9 protein-coding genes are annotated in these 19717 nt (G+C 69.2%); 5 read left to right on the top strand and 4 right to left on the bottom strand.

All coding sequences use genetic code 11. From position 1 onward, the window contains the following. Positions 1-34: 34 nt before the first annotated feature. The gene (locus tag ACFWPX_RS08550) at positions 35-4777 is read left to right on the top strand and encodes an amino acid adenylation domain-containing protein (protein WP_378926855.1); all 4743 of its coding nucleotides are present in this window, start codon (positions 35-37) and stop codon (positions 4775-4777) included. Beyond that, positions 4774-11934 carry an amino acid adenylation domain-containing protein gene (locus ACFWPX_RS08545; RefSeq protein WP_378926854.1) on the top strand — a complete coding sequence of 2387 codons (7161 nt, stop codon included), beginning with the start codon at positions 4774-4776 and terminating at the stop codon, positions 11932-11934. The genes ACFWPX_RS08550 and ACFWPX_RS08545 overlap by 4 nt, the downstream gene beginning before the upstream one ends. A gap of 58 nt (positions 11935-11992) precedes the next feature. Here the strand turns inward: ACFWPX_RS08545 and ACFWPX_RS08540 are convergent, their stop codons facing one another. Beyond that, positions 11993-13018: an ABC transporter substrate-binding protein gene (locus tag ACFWPX_RS08540; RefSeq protein WP_378926853.1), complete on the bottom strand. Its 1026-nt coding sequence runs from the start codon at positions 13016-13018 to the stop codon at positions 11993-11995. Between the two features lie 153 nt (positions 13019-13171). Between ACFWPX_RS08540 and ACFWPX_RS08535 the strand changes: the two genes are divergently transcribed. Further along, on the top strand, positions 13172-14119 hold the full coding sequence (locus ACFWPX_RS08535; RefSeq protein WP_378926852.1) for a TauD/TfdA family dioxygenase: 948 nt from the start codon (positions 13172-13174) through the stop codon (positions 14117-14119). Positions 14120-14123: 4 nt separating this feature from the next. Here the strand turns inward: ACFWPX_RS08535 and ACFWPX_RS08530 are convergent, their stop codons facing one another. Further along, positions 14124-15062, bottom strand: a complete 939-nt coding sequence (locus ACFWPX_RS08530) for a methionyl-tRNA formyltransferase (RefSeq protein ID WP_378926850.1) — start codon at positions 15060-15062, stop codon at positions 14124-14126. Positions 15063-15201: 139 nt separating this feature from the next. Here ACFWPX_RS08530 and ACFWPX_RS08525 point away from each other — a divergent pair, with 139 nt between their 5' ends. Both ACFWPX_RS08525 and ACFWPX_RS08520 read left to right on the top strand, forming a co-directional pair. Beyond that, on the top strand, positions 15202-16479 hold the full coding sequence (locus ACFWPX_RS08525; protein WP_378926969.1) for a lysine N(6)-hydroxylase/L-ornithine N(5)-oxygenase family protein: 1278 nt from the start codon (positions 15202-15204) through the stop codon (positions 16477-16479). Continuing rightward, a complete protein-coding gene (locus ACFWPX_RS08520; protein ID WP_378926849.1) occupies positions 16476-17801 on the top strand; it encodes a salicylate synthase in 1326 nt (441 codons plus the stop codon). Before ACFWPX_RS08525 ends, ACFWPX_RS08520 begins: the two co-directional genes overlap by 4 nt. A gap of 37 nt (positions 17802-17838) precedes the next feature. On the opposite strand, the gene ACFWPX_RS08515 is transcribed toward ACFWPX_RS08520, so the two are convergent. Together ACFWPX_RS08515 and ACFWPX_RS08510 are read right to left on the bottom strand one after the other, a co-directional pair. Continuing rightward, complete coding sequence (locus tag ACFWPX_RS08515) at positions 17839-19140, bottom strand: hypothetical protein (RefSeq protein WP_378926848.1); 1302 nt, start codon at positions 19138-19140, stop codon at positions 17839-17841. Between the two features lie 129 nt (positions 19141-19269). After that, complete coding sequence (locus ACFWPX_RS08510; protein ID WP_378918146.1) at positions 19270-19704, bottom strand: MarR family winged helix-turn-helix transcriptional regulator; 435 nt, start codon at positions 19702-19704, stop codon at positions 19270-19272. Positions 19705-19717: the final 13 nt, after the last annotated feature.

Genomic DNA, 19717 nt, shown 5'->3' with positions numbered 1-19717 from the left:
ATTCGGTTGCCCCGGAAGCGAAAGGCGGTCCCGCATGAGTGCGGACAGATCTGCGAACCTGGCCGAACGTCGTCGTGAACTGCTCCATCGCCGCCTGGCCGAGGCCGCTCTCCTCAAAGCTCCCGCAGTGCAGCCGAGCGATTCGGCCCCCTCCGATGCCCCACGCCCGCTCTCGCCGGGCCAGCAGCGCATGTGGTCGATTCAGCAGCTCGATCCGGGGACGGTCGGTTACAACGTCACGATCTGCGTGGACGTTGTCGGCGCGCTCGATCCGGACCTGCTCGAGCGCGCTGTGCACGCGGTGGTCGCCCGGCACGACATCCTGCGCACGACCTATCGCATCGACGACGACCGGCCCGTGCAAGTGGTGGCCGAGGATCTGCCCGCTGTCTACGACAAGTTCGACGTCGGCGAGCTGGTCGACGGGGAGCGTGCCGTGCGCGTCGACGAACTCGCCAGGGCCGTCGCCGGGCGTCCGTTCGACCTGTCGAAGGATTCGCCGCTGCGGGTCCGGGTGATCCGAACCGGCGACGCGACGAGCACAGTGGTCGTGGTCGCTCATCACATCGTGTGGGACGACGCGACGACGGCGGTGTTCTTCGGCGAGCTGATGGACGGCTACCGGCGCCTGCTCGGCGGTGCGTCGCTGCCGCACGATCGAGCGGCCAGGCAGTTCGCCGACGCCGCACTCGGGGCGAGCGCTGCCGACGAAGCCGGGCTCGCGTACTGGCGCGGCAAGCTCGCGTCCTTGCCCGCGGTGCTGGATCTGCCCGGTATCTCCGGCGGAGCGGGCGGGCCGGGACAGGAGCGGGCCCAGCCGATGCGACAGGGCACCGGGCGGCGCGTCAGGGAGCTCGCCAGGCGCGAAGGCGCGTCGACTTTCATGGTGCTGTTCGCCGCGTTTTCCGCGCTGGTGCACAACTACACCGGCGCACGCGAATTCCTCGTGGGCGCACCGGTTGTCAATCGTGACTTCGCCGGCGCCGAGTCGGTCATCGGCTACCTGGGCAATACGATCCCGCTGCGCGCCGAGGTCGATCCCGCCGACGATTTCGCCACGCTGCTGGCTCGGTGCCGGACAACCTGCCTGGACGGCTACATCCACCAGCACGTCGAGCTCGACGACATCGCCAGAACCGCCGACGCGCAACGGCCGCGCGGTGACGGGCGCCTTTTCAATGTCGTGCTGTCGCTGCGCGCACCGATGCTGGAACCGCTGCGCGCCGCCGGTTTCCAGGTGAGCAGGCGACATGTCCCCGGCAGCGATGCCCGCTTCGATCTGACACTCGCGGTCGAGACCGACGGTGACGAGATGTCCGTCGAGGCCAACTATCCGGCGGGCGAGGGCGCCGACGACCAGGTCGCGCGGCTGCTCGGTCAGCTCGATCGGCTGCTCGACGCCGTACTCACCGAGCCCACCGCACCGATCGGCGAGCTCGTCCTGCTCACACCGGGCGAACGTGAGCGGGTCGTGCGCGAATGGAACGACACCGCGGCACCGGCCGACGCCCGCCCGCTGCCGGACCGCTTCGCCGAACAAGCAGCCAGGACGCCGACGGCGACCGCGCTCATCGAACCCGGAAATGGTTCGGCCACAGTCGAAGTGAGCTACGCCGAGCTGCATGCGCGGGCCAACCGGCTCGCCCGGTATCTGGTCGGCCGAGGCATCGGACCGGAGAACACGGTCGCGCTTGCCGTCCCGCGATCCGTCGCGATGGTGGTCGCGGCGCTGGGAACCCTCGCGGCGGGCGCGGCGTACGTTCCGGTCGATCCGTCCTATCCCGCCGACCGTGTGCGCCTGATGCTCGACGACGCACGCGCCGATCTCGTGCTCACCACGACCGCGGTGGCCGCGGAGCTCCCGGATGCGGGCGTGCCCCGCGGGGTGCTGGACGAGCCGGACTTCGCGGCGCGGCTGGCGTCCCTGTCGGGCGCGGCCCTGTCCGATCGGGACCGAACCACCCCGCTGCGACCGGACAACCCCGCCTACGTCATCTACACATCCGGGTCGACCGGCGTGCCCAAAGGCGTTGTCGTCTCGCACCGCGCGATGAGCAACCACCTGGACTGGGCCATCCGCCGATTCACCGGACTGGCCGGACGCACGTTGCTGCACTCGTCGATATCCTTCGACTTCACCGTGACACCCCTCTACGGGCCGCTGCTCATCGGTGGCGTCGTGGAGCTGTGCGCGGAGGGACCGGACGCGATCGCGACGGCTACCGGGCCCGCGTCGTTCCTCAAGGTCACGCCGAGTCATCTACCGCTGTTGCCGTCGGCGCTCTTCGCCGCGGACGGTCCGCGCACACTCGTGATCGCCGGAGAAGCGCTGCGCGGGGAAGCGCTGACCGGATGGCAGCCCCCGGCCACCGGCACGATCGAGGTGATCAACGAGTACGGGCCCACCGAGACCACCGTCGGCAGCACGCTGTACGACATCGGCATCGGCGATGACGGGGCGCGACCAGCGGGTTCGATCCCGATCGGCCGCCCGGTCGCCAATACTCGGTGCTATGTGCTCGACCGATCGTTGCGTCCGGTTCCGGTCGGCGCCACCGGCGAGCTCTACCTCGGCGGGGTGCAGCTGGCTCGCGGATATCTGCGTCGGCCGGGTCTGACCGCGGGGCGGTTCATCGCCGACCCGTTCGTCCCCGCCGGTTCCGAGCCGGGCGGGCGGCTCTACCGCACCGGCGACCAGGTGCGCTGGAACTCGGGTGGCGCGCTCGAATTCGTGGGCAGGGTCGACGAACAGGTGAAGATCCGCGGATACCGGGTGGAGCCGGGAGAGATCGAAGCCGTGCTCGAGCGGCATCCCGCCGTCGCCCGCGCGGTCGTGGTCGGCCGCTCCGACGGACCCGGCGGACTGTATCTGGCGGCCTATGCCGTTCCCGCCGAGCAGGCGGGCTCCGCCGACGGTGCCGCACTGCGAGAGTATCTCGCCCGCGAACTGCCCGAACACATGGTCCCGGCGGCCGTGGTCGTGCTGGCGGAATTGCCGCTGTCGCCGTCGGGCAAGACCGACCGCCGCGCACTGCCCGCACCGGAATTCGCGATCGGCGCGAACACTTCCCGGCCGCCGTCCGGTGTCGCGGAGGAAACGCTGGCCCGGATCTTCGCCGAGGTTCTGCACAACGAGAGCATCGGCGTGACCGACTCGTTCCTCGAAGTCGGCGGGGACAGCATCCTCGCGATCGGCCTCGTCAGCCGTGCCAGGAAGGCGGGCCTGAAGATCCTGCCCAAGGACGTTTTCGAACATCGCACGATCGAAGCCCTCGCCGCCTACGCGACCCGCGACGACGAACCGCGACCCGCTGCCGCGCCCGACGATCCGGTCGGAACGGTCGAGGCGTCGCCGATCATGCGGTCCTTCGCCGAGCGCGGTCTGCTCGGTGACCGGCACCGCATGTGGGTGCTCGTCGACGTTCCACCCCTTGACCTCGGCACGCTCGTGCCCGCGCTGGCCGCGGTGCTCGACACCCACGATGTTCTGCGCGCCCGGCTGGTGCGCGCGGCGCAGCCACACCTGGATGTCCGCCCGCGCGGCGCGATTCGCGTGGAATCGCTCGTCCGTCGGGTCCAGGTCGCCGAGGCGATCACCGCCGACCTCGTCGCCGACGAACGCGAGTCCGCAGCGGACCGCCTCGATCCCGTGAACGGGGTGATGGCGCAAGTGGTGTGGTTCGACACTGGTTCGAGCCCGGGACAGCTGCTGCTGGTCGCCCACCACCTGGTGGTCGACGGGGTGTCGCTGCGCATTCTCGTGGAGGACCTGGCGGGCGCGTGGCGCGCGGCCGCCGCCGGTGCGGACCCGGCGCCGCCCCCTGTCGGCAGCTCCGTGCGGACCTGGTCGCGGGGATCGGTGGAGCAGGCCGCGTCGCGGGCCGGGGAGCTCGACTACTGGCAGACCGTCTTGCACGGCCCCGACGATCTGCTGGGATCGCGCCGACCGGACCCCGGTCAGGACACGTGGTCGAGCGTCGAATCGGTGACCGTCGAACTGGACGCCGAGACGACCGAAGCTCTCCACACCTCGGTGCCCCAGGCCTTCTTCGGCACCGTCGAGGACGCGTTGCTGGCGGCTTTCGGCCTCGCCGTCGCCGGCTGGCGACGCGACAGCGGATCCGACGCCGAGTCGGTGCTGGTGCTCATGGAAGGACACGGCCGCGAGGAGTCCGCGGTACCGGGCGCGGATCTGTCGCGCACAGTCGGCTGGTTCACCACCCAATATCCGGTCCGCCTCGATCTGGCGGGAATCGACCTCGACGACGCGTTCGCGGCCGGACCGGCCGCCGGGATCGCCGTCAAGCGCGTCAAAGAGCACCTGCGCGCGACGCCGGACCACGGCATCGGTTACGGGATGCTGCGCTATCTGGACTCCGCCGCACAGGCGCGACTTCGTGAATTCGCTGGTCCGCAACTGGGTTTCAACTATCTGGGCAGGGTGGACGCCGGGGCGGGCGAGTGGTCGATCAGCCGCGGTGGGCTCGGTGCCGCCTACGATCCGGCGATGCCGGTGCCGACCGCGCTGGTCGTCAACGCCGTCACCGAGGTCGGACCGGACGGGGCGCGGATGACCGCGCACTGGATGTACGCGAGCGGAATCCTCACCGACGCCGACGTGCACGCCATGACCGAGCGGTGGCGTGCCGCGCTTACGGCCTTGATCCGGTACGCGGCCGGGCCCGGAGTAGGCGGCCACACGCCGTCGGACCTTTCCCTGGTGTCGCTGAACCAATCCCAGCTCGACGCCCTCGAAGCGAAATGGAGGAAGTCGTGACCGCCACCGGATCAGGGATCGAGGACATCCTGCCGCTGTCCCCGCTCCAGCAGGGACTGCTGTTCCACGCGACGTGGGACGAGCACGATCCCGCGACGATCGACGTCTACGTCGCGCAACTCGTCCTCGACCTCGAAGGACCGTTCGACCAGGACCGGATGCGCGCGGCCATGGCCGCGCTGGTCGCACGGCACGCGGTGCTGCGCGCCGCGATCGTCCGGGATTTCGACGAGCCGATGCAGGTCGTGCTGCGCACCGTCGAGGTCCCATGGACGCACGTCGATCTGTCCGATCACCCCGAAGCCGAGACCGAGGCCCGCCGACTTGTCGAGCGGGACCGGCGCACCCGGTTCGACCTGGAGCAGCCGCCGCTGCTGCGACTGCTGGTGGTCCGCCTCGGCGACCGGTCGCACCGCCTGGTGCTGGCCAACCACCACATCATCAGCGACGGCTGGTCCACGCCCTTGCTGATGCGTGACCTGTTCACCCTCTACGCCACCGCGGGAGCGGCGGGCAACGGTGCGGCACCGCGGCCCTACCGCGACTACCTCGCCTGGCTGCGGCAGCGCGACAGCGCGGCCTCGACGGCGGCGTGGACCGCTGCCCTGGACGGGATTCGGGAGCCGACGCTGCTCGCCCCCCAGGTGCGGGGGACATCGGCGTCGCTGCCTGACAAGGTCGGCCGGACCGTGGAACCGGCGCTGGTCGCGGGGCTCAACCGGTTGGGGCAGCGCCTCGGCGTCACCGTCAACACCGTGCTCCAGAGCGCATGGGGCCTGCTCGCGGGGCGGCTCACCGGTCGCGACGATGTGGTGTTCGGGGCGACGGTCTCGGGTCGACCCGCCGATCTGCCCGGCGTCGAATCGATGATCGGGTTGTTCATCAACACGGTGCCGGTCCGGGTCCGTCTTCCCGCGGGTGAGCGCCTGGCCGATCTGCTGACCAGGATGCAGGCCGAGCAGGTGGCGTTGCTCGACCACCATCACGTCGGGCTCGCCGACATCCAGCAGGCGATCGGCACTGGCGTGGGGGAGATGTTCGACTCCCTGGTGGTGTTCGAGTCGTTCCCGTTCGACGCCGACGCGATCACCCGGGTGCAGCGCGACGCCGGTCTGCGCTGTAGCGCCGTCGACCGCCCGATCGCCACGCACTACCCGCTGACGCTCATGGCCGTGCCTGCGCCCGGTGCCCTCGAACTCACTCTGCAATACCGGCCCGACGCGTTCGATGACGTCGCGGCGGGAACGCTGCTCGACCGGCTCGTCGCGACCCTCGCCGAGATCGTCGCGCATCCGGATGCGCCCGTGGCGGCGATCGACCCGTTCACCGTCGCCGAACGCGCTGCCTTCCTGCGGGCCGGGCACGGTGACCCCGTAGCTGTCCCCGCCGCGACCCTGCCGGAACTCTTCCTCGCTCGAGCGCGCCGCGCGCCCGACACGGTCGCGGTCGTGAGCGGGCCGGTGGCACTGACGTACGCGGAACTCGACGCCAGGGCACAGCGGCTCGCGGGCAAGCTGATTCGGGCGGGCATCGGCCCGGAGGACCGGGTGGCGATCCTGCTCGGCCGCTCCGCCGATCTCGTGGTCGCGATCCTCGGTGTCCTCCAGTCCGGCGCGGCCTATGTGCCGATCGATCCCGACTACCCGGCCGACCGCATCCGATTCGTCCTCGGCGACGCCACGCCCGCTGCCGTGATCACCGGCGAAAATCAGGCGGTCCCGGGAGATCTCGGGCTCCGCTGCTTCGCGGTCGACGATGAGCCCGAGTCCGGGGGCGCTCCGTTCGATCGGCACGAGCCGATCGCGAGACTGCGCCCGGACCACCCCGCGCACGTCATCTACACCTCCGGTTCCTCCGGAACGCCGAAGGGCGTCGTGGTCTCCCATCGCAGTGTTGTGGCCTTGTTCGCCGCCGCACGGCCACTGCTTGATCTCGGCCCCGACGACGTGTGGACGCTGTTCCACTCCGCGGCATTCGACTTCTCGGTGTGGGAGCTGTGGGGGCCGCTGCTGCACGGTGGGCGGTTGATCGTCGTGCCGCGCGAGGTGACCCGGTCGCCCGGCGATTTCCTCGAGCTGCTGGCCGAACATCAGGTCACCGTCCTCAACCAGACACCGTCGGCCTTCGACGAACTCGCGCGAGCCGACGCCGAACGCACCGGTGCCCCACTCGCCCTGCGCCTCATCGTGTTCGGCGGCGAGGCGCTCGAACCGACGCGCCTGGCCGAGTGGTACCGGCGCCACGCCGACGACGCGCCCCGCCTGGTCAACATGTACGGCATCACCGAAACCACGGTGCATGTCACCCATCTGACGCTCGGCGCCGCGCACACGGTCTCGGCGGCGAGCGCCGTCGGCCGGGGGCTGCCCGGCCTGGACGTGTCCGTGCTCGACCCCGCGCTGCGCCCGGTCCCCGTCGGCGTCGACGGCGAGATCTACGTCGGCGGAACACAACTCGCGCGTGGCTACCTCGGCCGACCCGGCCTCACTGCGACCAGGTTCGTGGCGGACCCGTTCGGTGCGCCCGGACAGCGTCGGTACCGATCCGGTGACCTGGCCCGACGGTCGGCGGACGGGCAGCTCGACTACATCGGCCGCGCCGACGACCAGGTGAAGATCCGCGGTTTCCGCATCGAACCCGGCGAGATCACCTCGGCCCTGGCCACCCACCCGGACGTGGCACAGTGCGCGGTGGTGGACCGCGACGACCGGCCCGGCGGCACCTACCTCGTCGCATACGTCGTCGGCCGTTCCCCGGATCCGGTCGCGTTGCGCTCCCACTTGCGTGACCGACTGCCCGAGTACATGATTCCCGCGGCGTTCGTCGACATGGACCGGCTCCCACTGACCGCGAACGGCAAGCTCGACCGGCGCGCGTTGCCCGCTCCCGACTTCGGTGACAGCACCGGCAGCCGACCTCCGGGCACCGACACCGAACGGGTACTCGCCGCGCTGTTCGCCGAGGTCCTCGGCCACGACCCGTCCCGGATCGCCGCCGACGACTCGTTCTTCGCGCTGGGCGGGCACTCCCTGCTCGCCACGCGACTCGTCTCGCGGGTCCGGACCCGCCTGGGGCGCGAGATCAGCGCGCGCGCGATCTTCGACCAGCCGACGGTCGCGGGCCTGGCCGCCACAATCGAGCACACCGCGACCGGCACCCGTCCGTCACCGCGACCGCGTACCGGCCAGGCCCGCATTCCCCTGTCGTTCGCACAGCAGCGGCTGTGGTTCCTGTACTGCTTCGAAGGCCCGACACCGCACTACAACATCCCCTTCGCCCTGCGCATCACCGGTCCGCTCGACGTGGCGGCCTTGCGCGCGGCCCTCGCCGACGTGCTCGCGCGCCACGACAGTCTGCGCACCGTCATCGGTACCGACGCCGAAGGACCTCGGCAGCGGATTCTGGACGCGGCCGAGTGCCGACCGGAACTCGAGGTGCGCGACATCGCCGCGGATCGGTTGGACATCGAGCTGAGCGAGGCCGCCGGGCACTCGTTCGAGCTCGACCGTCACCTCCCCATCCGTTTCCGGTTGTGGCACTGCGAGAACGAGGATGCCGAAGTCGAGCACGTGCTGTCGGTGGTGCTGCACCATATCGCGGGCGACGGCTGGTCGACCGGTGTGCTGCTCGACGACATCGGCACCGCCTATCGCGCCCGCCGCGCGGGTGGTGCGCCGCGATGGTCGCCGTTGCCGGTGCAGTACGCCGACTACACGCTGTGGCAACGCGATCTCCTCGGCGCCGACGACGATCCCGCCGGTCTCGCCGCCACCCAGATCAGCTACTGGCAGGACACCCTCGACGGCATCGGCGACGAACTCACCCTGCCCACCGACCGGCCGCGTCCCCGGCAGCCGTCCTACCGCGGCCGTGCCGTGCGCGCATCCGTATCGGCATCCACGGCGAGCGGCTTGCGCGAACTCGCGCGCGACCTGGGCGCAAGCGAGTTCATGGTCGTCCAGGCGGCGGTGGCGGTGACCTTGGCCAAACTCGGTGTGGGAACCGACATTCCGCTCGGCACGCCGATCGCTGGCCGCACCGACGACGCGCTGACCGGCCTCGTCGGCTTCTTCGTCAACACCCTGGTGGTGCGCAACGACGTCGCAGGCAATCCGACCCTGCGAGAGATCGCCGCCCGCAGCCGGGACGCGGTGCTCGGCGGCCTCGAACACCAGGATGTGCCGTTCGAGCGACTGGTCGAGGCGTTGAATCCGGAACGGTCGCCTGCCCGGCATCCGCTGTTCCAGGCGATGGTGACCTACGACGACGCACCGGGGCAGGTCAACCTGGACGGTGTGCGGACCGTACTCATCGTCCCGGAACTACCGGTCGCGAAATTCGACCTGTCGTTCCGGTTCACCGATCGACCGGGCCGAGCCGGGCTCGACCTCGAAATCGGTTACAGCACAGATCTGTTCGACGCGACGACGGCGATGTCGATGCTGGCCAAGCTGCTGCGGGTACTCGACGTCATGGCTGCCGCACCGGAAACGAGGCTCGCCGAGCTGGACGTGCTGGACGCCGCCGAACGCCGCAGGCTGCTCTACGAGTTCAACGACACCGCGGCGCCCGAACCGGAGGTCACCCTGCCCGAGCTGTTCGCCGCACAGGTTCGGCGGGCGCCGGAGGCCGTCGCGGTGGTCGGTGCGGGCGCCCGGCTCACCTACGCCGAACTCGACTGCCGGGCAGCGGCATTGGCCACCAGGATCGCCGCGTACGGGATCGGGCCCGAGCAGATCGTGGCGATTCATCTCGACCGCGGCGCCGAGCTGGTTGTCGCGCTGCTGGCCGTCCTGCGTTGCGGCGCGGCGTTCGCGCCCGCTGAACCGTCGCTGCCCGCGGCGCGGGTCGCCGAGATCTGCCGGAGCTCGGCCGCGCGATTGGTGCTGACCACCGCGAGCAACCGCGCGGATCTTCCGGATCTGGCCGGTATCGACGTGCTGGCCGTGGATCCCGTCACCACCCCGCTGCCGTCGGCCGCTCCCGCGAGCCCCGCACCGGCGCTCACCGGCGACAGCCTCGCCTACGTCATCTACACCTCGGGCACGACCGGCCGCCCGAAGGGCGCGATGATCCGGCACCGGCCGATCTGCTTCCGCCTGCTCTGGCAGGCCGAACTCCTCGGATTCGGACCCGGTGACGCGACCCTGTTCAAAGCCCCGCTCGGGTTCGACATCTCGATCAACGAGATCTTCCTGCCGCTGGTCACCGGAGCCCGGCTGGTGATCGCCGAACCCGGCGCCGAACGGGATTCCGCCAGGCTGCTCGACATCATCGCTGAACACCGGGTCAGCTTCGCCTATCTGGTGTCCTCGGTGCTGGACGTGATGCTCGGGCTGCCGGGCATCGAGGAGGTGTCCGGCACGCTCCACCATGTGTGGTGCGGTGGTGAGGCGCTCACTCCCGAGTTGTTCACCCGATTCCGGGACCGGTTGGGCGATGCGATCATGTACCACGGTTACGGTCCGGCGGAGGCGACGATCGGGGTCAGCCACCTGATCTACCAGCCCGGCACCGAACGTGGCTCGGTGAGCATCGGCAGGCCGAATCCCAACACCCGCATCTATGTGCTCGACGAGCTGCTCCAGCCGGTCCCGATCGGCGTCCAGGGCGAGTTGTACGTGGCGGGGCTGCCCCTCGGCCGCGGATACGTCAACGATCCCGCGGCGACGGCGGCACGGTTCGTCATCGACCCGTTCGGCCCGCCGGGCGAGCGCATGTACCGGACCGGCGACCTCGGCTACTGGACCCCGGAGGGGACCCTCGAGTTCCGTGGCCGAGCCGACGACCAGGTCAAGATCCGCGGGATGCGGGTCGAATTGCAGGAGATCGAATCCGTACTGGCCGAACACCGTTCGGTCCGCAATGCCGTGGTCGTCACGGCCCGGTCCTCGACCAAGGTGGCGGTGCTCGTCGGCTACTGCGCCACCAGCGGGGACGACCCGGTCACCGGCGAGGACCTGCGCGGGTTCCTGCGCGGCAGGCTGCCCGAACACATGATTCCCGCCGCGGTGGTCTGCCTTCGCGAGCTACCGCTTCGCCCGTCGGGCAAGGTGGACCGCCGGGCGCTGCCGATACCGGAGCTCGGCGCGTCCGCGCCGCACCGCGCGCCGACGACCTCGACCGAGGAAACGCTGTGCGCGTTGTTCACCGAGATCCTCGGCGTGGAACGGGTCGGCGCGGACGATTCCTTCTTCGAGCTCGGTGGCTATTCGCTGCTGGCGACCAGGCTGGTGGCCAGGGTGCAGGCCGAACTCGGTGTGGAGGTGGCGCTGCGGACCGTCTTCGATGCCCCGACTGTCGCCGCGCTGGCGCGCATCGTCGATATCGGCGATGTGGCGGCACTGCCGACCGGTACCAGGGAGGAGGGAGCGTTCGCGCCGCTGTTGCCGATCCGCCGGACCGGCGACAAGCCCGCCCTGTTCTGCGTGCACCCCAAACTGGGCCTGGCGTGGATGTATTCGGGCCTGCTTCCGCATCTGGATCGGGACCGGCCGGTCTACGGGCTCCAGGCCACGGCCATCGACACCGACCACCTGGCCGCCCCCGGCATTCCCTACCTGGCGCGCAGCTACGCCGCCCGGATAGTCGCGCTCCAGCCGCAGGGGCCGTACTACCTGCTGGGTTGGTCGTTGGGCGGACGGATCGCCCAGATGGTGGGCACGGTGCTCGAGAGCTGGGGCCATGAGGTACCGCTGCTCGTGCTGCTGGACGCCTACGTGGACGTGGATCCGCCTGGGGCAGTAGGTGATTCACCGCCGGACCTGTCGACCCTGTACTACCGCTGGCTCGAACGAGCGGGCTACGACGTGAGCGGTCTGGATCCGGTGACCGTCACCGCGGCGACCGTGCGCGGCTACGCAGCCGAATTCGGTGGGGTGTTCGGTGGTCTGGCGGAGAGCGAGATCGGCGAGCTGGTCGACAGCTTGCTCGCGATCACCCGGATCGACCGCACCGCGGCGCCGTCGAGATTCACCGGTGACGTGGTGTTCTTCGCTGCCGAAGACGGCGAAGGCGCGGCACTGGCCGGCTGGCGTCCCTACCTGTCCGGCCGGATCGACGACTACCCGGTGAACTTCGACCACGACGATCTGATGGCTCCGCATTCACTGAAGCAGATCGGTCCGATCGTCGCGGACCATCTGCGCGGGACATGACGGAGCCCTGCCCGGCCGCGACGCTGAGACGCGCGGCCGGGCAGATGACAACGCCGGATCAGGCGAAGCGGCGCGCCAGCAGCGGCACCAGACCGTCGACGGCATACGGCACGCTCAGCACCGAACCGGCGGCCAGCGCCAACGAGATGTTGAAGTCTTCGACCACGACGAGACGGTTCTCCTGCGCGGCCCGCGACGCCGCCAGCGCCGGGTACTGCGCGAGGGTGTCGGCGCGGCTGAGCCCCTCCCTGGTCAACACCACCACGACGTCGGCGTCGGCCTGGTTGACCAGTTCCGAGGACATCTCCACGAAGAACTTCGAGGAGTCCAGCCCGGCCACGTACGCCGTGGGCACCAGGCCCAGTGCGGTGGCGATCTTCATCCGCGTGTCGTTGACGGTGTACACGCCCAGTTGCCGCGCACTGCCGAGCAGAATCGACACGGTCTTGCCGTGGAAGGCCGGATTCGCGGCCTTCGCCCGGTCCAGGACGGCCTGGGTGTCGCTGATCAGCTTCTCGCCGTCCGCTTTTCGTCCCACCGCCGCGGAGATGATCCGCGTGGAGTCCTGCCAGGTCACCGTGTTCGGCGCGGTGTTCGGCGGCAGCCCGAGCGTGGGTGCGATCTTGGTCAGCGCCCGGTACTCGGTCTCGTCGCCCGCGGACTGCACATTGAGGACGAGGTCGGGCCGCACGGCCAGCACCTGCTCGATATTGATCGGGTTGGTCAGGATCGTCGGATTCGCCGAACCGAGTTTCGATTCGGCCCAGACGCCGACGCCTTTCGTCATGGGCGGGACGAAGCGGTACACCGTGGCCGGGGTGATGCCGAGTGCGAGCAGCACATCGTGGTCGGTGCGGCCCACGGAGGCGATCGTCGCGGGCCCCCGGTCGATGGTGACGGGGCCGAATTTGTCGGTGGCGGTCACCGGGAAGGAATCTGCCGAATCAGGCTGCACCGCACCGTTGTCGGATCCACCGCTGGTGCCGCAGGCCGCGAGCAGCGCCGCCGACCCGACGGCCACGGCGCCGAACCCGAAGAACTGGCGACGGTTCAAGGACCGCCGCGAAACGGGTTGTTGATTCATGGATGAGTGCTCCTTCGCAGGGCTGCGCGACCGGTCTCGGCACAGATGCCGCGGCTGTCGGTAAGGGGTTCAACGGTTTTCGTCGAAATCGACGGAAACTGAGCGTCAAAATAGCATAGGCTAACCTAATCATTCAGAGGTTCTGGAGGATGGATGACCATCGATACGCCATCGGCGCCACTGGCAATGCCCTTCGTTGTCGACGGAACAGGCCCAGCGGTCGAACAACTGCGCAGCGACCGCGCCTCGATCCGTGCTCGGCTCACCGAACACGGCGCGGTGCTGCTGCGCGGATTCGACATCGGGGGAGCCGACGGGTTCGCGAATTGTGTGCGCGCCGTATCGGGGGAACTGCTGACCTACGTCGAGCAGTCCTCGCCGCGGACCCGGATCAAGGGCAATGTCTACACCTCCACCGAATACCCCCAGCACGCCGAGATCCCCCTCCACAACGAGATGTCCTATCAGGCGATCTGGCCGCTGACGCTGTTCTTCCACTGCGTCGAACCGCCGCAGACCCAGGGCGCCACACCGCTGGCCTCGACGCGGAAGGTCTACGAACTGATCGATCCGGCCGTCCGGGCCGAGTTCGAGCGACGACGCTGGATGGTCGTGCGCAACTACGGCGAGGACATCGGTCTGCGGTGGTGGACCGCCTTCGGCACCGAGGACCGCCGCGAGGTGGAGCGACTGTGCGCGGCGGGCGGCGTCGAACCCGAGTGGCGCGCGGGTAATGCCCTGCGGACCAAGGCTGTTCGAGATGTCGTCCACCCCCATCCGGTGACCGGAGAACCGTTGTGGTTCAACCACATCGTGCTCTTCCACGAGAGCAGCCTCGATCCGTCGGTGCGCGAGGGGCTGCTCGACATCTACGGATGGGACGGACTGCCGAACAACACCTACTACGGCGACGGCGCGCCGATTCCCGACGACGTCGTCGGCCATCTGCGCCAGTGCTATCGCGAGGCCTCGACGCGATTCGACTACCGGCGCGACGATCTGCTGATCGTCGACAACATGGCGACGGCGCACGGCCGCGAGCCGTTCACCGGACCGCGCAAGATCGCCGTCGCCATGTCCGAGCCGTCGAGTGGCGGCTGAGCGACTACCCGCCGAGGTAGCCGCCCATGGTGCGGAAGTGGTCACGGGCGGCGACCTCGGTGCCGTCCTCGGTCCGGACGCGTTCGATCACCAGCCCGTGGCTGCGTCCGCGCCGCGCGTCCGCACCGGCGACGATCACCACGCCCTCGCCTTCGGGAATGAAGATGCGGCCGGGTGTGCCGCCGTAGGCACGCTGGGAGACCGAGGCGCGCACGATCCGCAGCGGTCGGCCCTGGTGGAGCGTGAAAGCATTGGGGTAGGGGTCGGATTGGGCGCGCACCAGCCGCTCGATGTCCTCGGCGGGCCAGGTCCAATCGATGCGGCTGTCCTCGAGCGACCGCTTGTGGAAGAAGCTGGCCATGGCGGGGTCCTGCTCGGTCGCCGTGACCTGTCCGTCGGCGAGCAGCGCCAGGGCTTCGGTGACGACCGGTTCGATGAGATCGACGGTCTTGTGGAACAGGTCAGCTCCGGTGTCTCGCGGGCCGACCGGCACCGAGTGCTGCACCACGACGGCGCCGGCGTCGAGGTCCTCGTTCATCATGTGCGCGGTGACGCCGACTTCCTTCTCTCCGTTGATGAGTGCCCAGATCACCGGCGAGAAGCCCGCGTAGGCGGGCAGCAGGGAGTCGTGCACATTGAGGGTGCCGTATCGCGGCAGCGCGAAGATCTCCGGCGGCAGCCAGGTGCGCCAGTTGTTGGCGACGATGATGTCGGGCTCGGCCTCCTTGACCGCTCTGGCCATGTCGTCGTCGGGCCGGTTGGCGATCACGACCGGTACGCCGTTCTCGGTGGCGAGATCTGCGACGGAGTCGGCCCAGATCCGTTCGTAGACGTGCTCGCTCCTGGGGTGGGTGACGACCAGCGCTACCTCGTGGCCCGCGTTCAGTAGTGCCTCGAGGGTGCGGTGACCCCAGGTCTGGTACCCGAACATCGCGACTCGCATGCTTCCTCCTCGCGCCGGATCACTTTGTCCGACAACGTAATAAGCCAATCCTGACCTAACTTAGGCTAGGCTAGCTTTGCGCTTTCATCGAGTGGATGGGACAAAAATGCCGGTATGTCACGATGCTCCGGTCCATGACCTGATCGGGGTCGGCTTCGGCCCCTCGAACCTCGCACTGGCCATCGCCGTCAGCGAACTCGATGCCGAGACCGACGCTGCGGTGTCGGCCCATTTCCTGGAGCGCCAGCCGCGTTTCGGGTGGCATCGCGGGATGTTGATCGAGGACGCCACCATGCAGGTGTCGTTTCTGAAGGACCTGGTCACCATGCGAAACCCGGTCAGCGAGTTCAGCTTTCTCGCGTACCTGCACGAGCGGGGGCGGTTGGTCGACTTCATCAACCACAAGCGGCTGTTCCCGCTTCGGGTCGAGTTCCACGACTATCTGGAGTGGGCTGCCGCAGGCGTCGAACACCTGGTGTCCTACGGGAGCGAGGTCGTCGCGGTGACGCCGGTGGCTGATCTGTTCGAAGTGCGCCTCGCCGACGGCCGGGTCTTCCACGGCCGCAATGTCGTGCTCGCGACCGGCCTGCGGCCACGCCTGCCCGAGGGAATCACGCCCACCGACCGTGTCTGGCACAACCACGAGCTGCTGCACCGCGTCGAGGAGCTGACCGACCCCACGATGTGCGTGGTCGTCGGATCGGGGCAGAGCGCCGCCGAGGTAACCGCCTTCCTGCACGACCGATTCCCCGCTGCCACAGTCTGTTCGGTCTTCGCGCGCTACGGCTACAGCCCGTCGGACGACAGTCCGTTCGCCAACCGGATATTCGACCCGGACGGGGTCGATGCCTTCTACTCCGCGCCGGAAGAGGTCAAGCAGCAGCTGATGGCCTACCACGGCAACACCAACTATTCGGTCGTGGATCTCGACCTCATCGACGATCTCTACCGCCGCTGCTACCGGGAGAAGGTGGGCGGCGAGCATCGGCTACGGATCTTCAACGCGTCGCGGGTCACCGAGGTGGTCGAAACCGGCGACGGAGTCCGGGTCGTCGTCGAGTCCTCGACCAGCGGCGAGAAGACCGTGCTGGACGCCGATGTGGTGGTCTACTCCACCGGCTACCTGCCCGCCGACCCGTCGCCGCTGCTGGGGGAGCTGGCCCAGCACTGCCGGACGGACGAACAGGGCCGCTGGCAGATCGAACGGGACTACCGGCTGGCCATGCCCGATTCGATCGGCGGGCTGTACCTCCAGGGCGGGACCGAGCACTCGCACGGCATCACCTCGTCGTTGTTGTCGGCCACCGCGGTCCGCGCGGGCGAGATCCTGCGTTCGATCCTGGACCGGCGCGACCCGGGTGCGGAGCTGTCGGCCGACCGCGCGGCGGACGCGGCACTGAACGAGGCGAACCGATGATCGAGTACGACTTCGAGTCCTTCGCCCTTGCCCACGACCCGATCGCCTCGGCCGTCGGCCTGGCACGCGAGGCCGTCGACGACTATGTGCTCTACGAGAGTGCCGGTGAATGGTGTTTCGCCGCAGGAAGACTCGCGACTGTCACCATGGACGCACAGCGGATCTACTGCCGTTGCGGCGACACGGAGTACGTCCGGGAGTGGTCCGGGTCGCCGGGCAGCGCATTGCACGCGGCGCTGGCGCAGTTGCCGATCGACGATTGGCACGCCTACGGCCGGGTGAATTTCGGATTCGCGGAACTGCTCGCGCATGTGCGTCGCCGAGGTGCCGCGCCGCCGAGCGGACCGCTGGTTCGACTCATCGTTCCCCGCACCGAGGTACGGCTCAACGGTCGGCGCGTGTCGATCCGCAGTGTGGACGCGAGCGACCGAGACCGCATCCGTGCCCAGCTCGCCGCTCCCGCGCAGTCGGCTGATCACGCCGCGGTCGGAATCGACATCCGGACAGAGGAATCGGCCTATCGAGGCCGGGTTGCGCAGGCCGTCAAGGAGATTCGACAGGGTCAGTATCAGAAGGTGATCCTGTCCCGCTCGGTGCGGCTACCCTTCCCGGTCGATCTTCCGGCGACCTACGAGCTCGGCCGGAGGGCGAATACGCCTGCTCGTTCGTTCCTGCTCCGGCTCGATGGTGCCGCGGCAGCCGGTTTCAGTCCCGAGGTGATCGTCACCGTCGACGCGGACCGCCGGGTCGCGACGCAGCCGCTGGCCGGCACGCGCGCGTTCGGTCGCGGCGCGCGAGCTGATGCCGCCGCCCGCACCGAGCTGCGCACCGATCCGAAGGAGATCTACGAGCACGCGGTGTCGGTGCTGGCCGCGGTGGGGGAGATGCGCACGATCTGTGCACCGGAGTCGGTCAGCGTCGAGGAGTTCATGGGCATCCGGGAACGCGGGAGCGTCCAGCATCTGGCGTCGCTTGTCCAGGGCGTGCTGGCCGACGACCGAAACGCCTGGGACGCACTGGAAGCGGTGTTCCCGGCGGTGACCGCCTCCGGCATTCCCAAGCGTGAATCGCTCGACGCGATCTCGCGGATGGACGAACCCCGCGGCCTGTATTCCGGTGCGGTCCTGCGGATATCGCACAGCGGCGCCCTCGACGCCGCCCTCGTCCTGCGGGCGGTCTATCAGGAGGGTGACGGCGCGTGGCTGCGGGCGGGCGCGGGTATCGTCGCCGACTCCGTACCCGAACGTGAATTCGAGGAGACCTGCGAGAAGCTCGGTTCGATCGCGCCCTATGTGATTCCCATGAATCCACGTTCCGGCTGACAGTGTGGGGTTCGGCTGGGCGGGCAGGCGGGGCGATTCAGCGGCCGTGCAACCAACGTTGCTTCAGGTTCCAGTGGTTGTCCCACCATGCGCGTTCCGCTGCGGGGTCGACACCGGCCGGTGGGGGTGGGGCTTCTCCTGGGAACAGCCCGTTCTGGTCGGGGGCGCCGACCTTTGTCGGTGTCGGCGTGCCAGTCGGTGTGGCCTCTTGCTGTGAGCTCGCCGGTGTGGATGGAGCTCTCGGGTTCGCCGCAGTGGTGGGAGCCCACTCGGGTTCCTCCGGCACCCACTCGGGTTCCACTGGATCCCACTGCGGAGCGGGGGTCGGGGCGGTCGCCGGTGGCGCCCCAGTAGCGGGGCCGACGCCTGCCGCCTGGCCAGGGTCTGGTGCCGGGGTCGGGGCGGCCGTCGATGGTGAGGCAGAGCCCGCGGGCGAGATCGGACCTTGTGCATCGGTCGTGGGCTCGATGCCCGTCGCTGAATTCGGCGGCGGCGACGCACTGGTCGTGTCGGGAGAACCCACAGCTGATGAGCTGTCGTCCAGCACTTGTGTCACCGCGAATCCGGACGCGACGAGCAGCGCCGCGGCGACTGCCGCGGCCAGCGGTGCCCGCCTGGGGCTCCGGGGCTCTTTCGGTGCTGCGGCGGACCGGTTGTGCACCTGGTCGGCAGCGATCAGCGCCGCTCCCCGCGCGGCCGCGTCGGCGAAGTCCGGCAGGAGGACAACAGGCGCGGCGAGTTCGTCCTGCAAGATCGCCGCGATATCGGGTTCGGCCGCCCCCGAGCCACCGAGGGCGATCACGCTGGGATGTGTCGGAATCGAAGCCAGCATCGACCGCACTCGACCGATCGTCTCGCTCATCGGGTCCGCGTCGACCACTTCGGTGGGACCATCGGCGGCGGTGTCGCCGCCGAACTGGGTGGTCCAGGAGTCCGACGCCAGGATCTGCCCACGATCTGCCCCGACCAGCACGGCGGTCGCGATGCGATCGGTAAGGTTCAGCACCACCACGGTCCTGAACTCGTCCAGCTCCGGCGTGCCGCCGACCAGCGCGAACAGCGCCGATCGGATCGAGACCAGCGACGATGTCTGCCAGCTGCCGGACGCCAGCTGCGAGACGATCTTCTTCCGTTCCTGTGGCGTGTGGTACGCGACGGCGACGTCCGCGATGCGCGGTTCCGTCTCGGTGAGGGCGTCCAGTGCGCTGACGATCGACCCACCGTGATCGACGCGCTGCTCGACGGACTGCAGGACCTCCGGTCGTGCACTCGGCGTGCTCGACAGCAGTACCCCGCGGATGACAGCGAACTCCGCTGATATTCCCACTGTGGTTGTCATAGATCACCTAATCCGATCGATCTGAGAGCTCCTCGTTATTCGTAGCGAGCAGGCTCGGCGATCGGTCGAGACGTCGGTTGTGATCGGGCTCATGTTGCCCAGCGTCCCGACGAGGCCATCTACCAGGTCTTATTCGGCGGCGTGCCCCGAGTCCGGTAGTTCGGTATAGAACTCGCGGAGCGCGGCCGTGACCGCGACGAGCACGCGGTGGGCGGCCGTCAGGTCGGCATCGGGCAGCGCGGCCATCGCGGCGCGGGTACGAGCGCTGAGGGGCCCGAAGAATCCGGCCGCGACCGACATGCCCTGGTCGGTATAGCTCAGGTGGACCCGGCGCCGGTCGGCCGGGTCGGACACGCGTTCGAGGTGTCCGGATTCGATCATCCGCTCGACCAGATAGGTGACGGCGGGTGCGGAGACACCCATCAGCTTGCTCAGCTGGCCCGCGCTCACCGGCGAGCCCTCGGCGTCGGCTGTCGCGACATGCATCAGGGCCCGGAAATCGTTGGGGCGCAGGTCGTTCGATTGCGCGAAGACGTGACCGATCTGTTCGGAGATCGCGGTCATCGCACGCAGATCC

The sequence above is a fragment of the Nocardia sp. NPDC058518 genome, assembly GCF_042719655.1.
GTDB lineage: Bacteria > Actinomycetota > Actinomycetes > Mycobacteriales > Mycobacteriaceae > Nocardia.
Note: the sequence above shows the minus strand (reverse complement) of the source record. Positions and strands in the feature narration are given on the sequence as shown.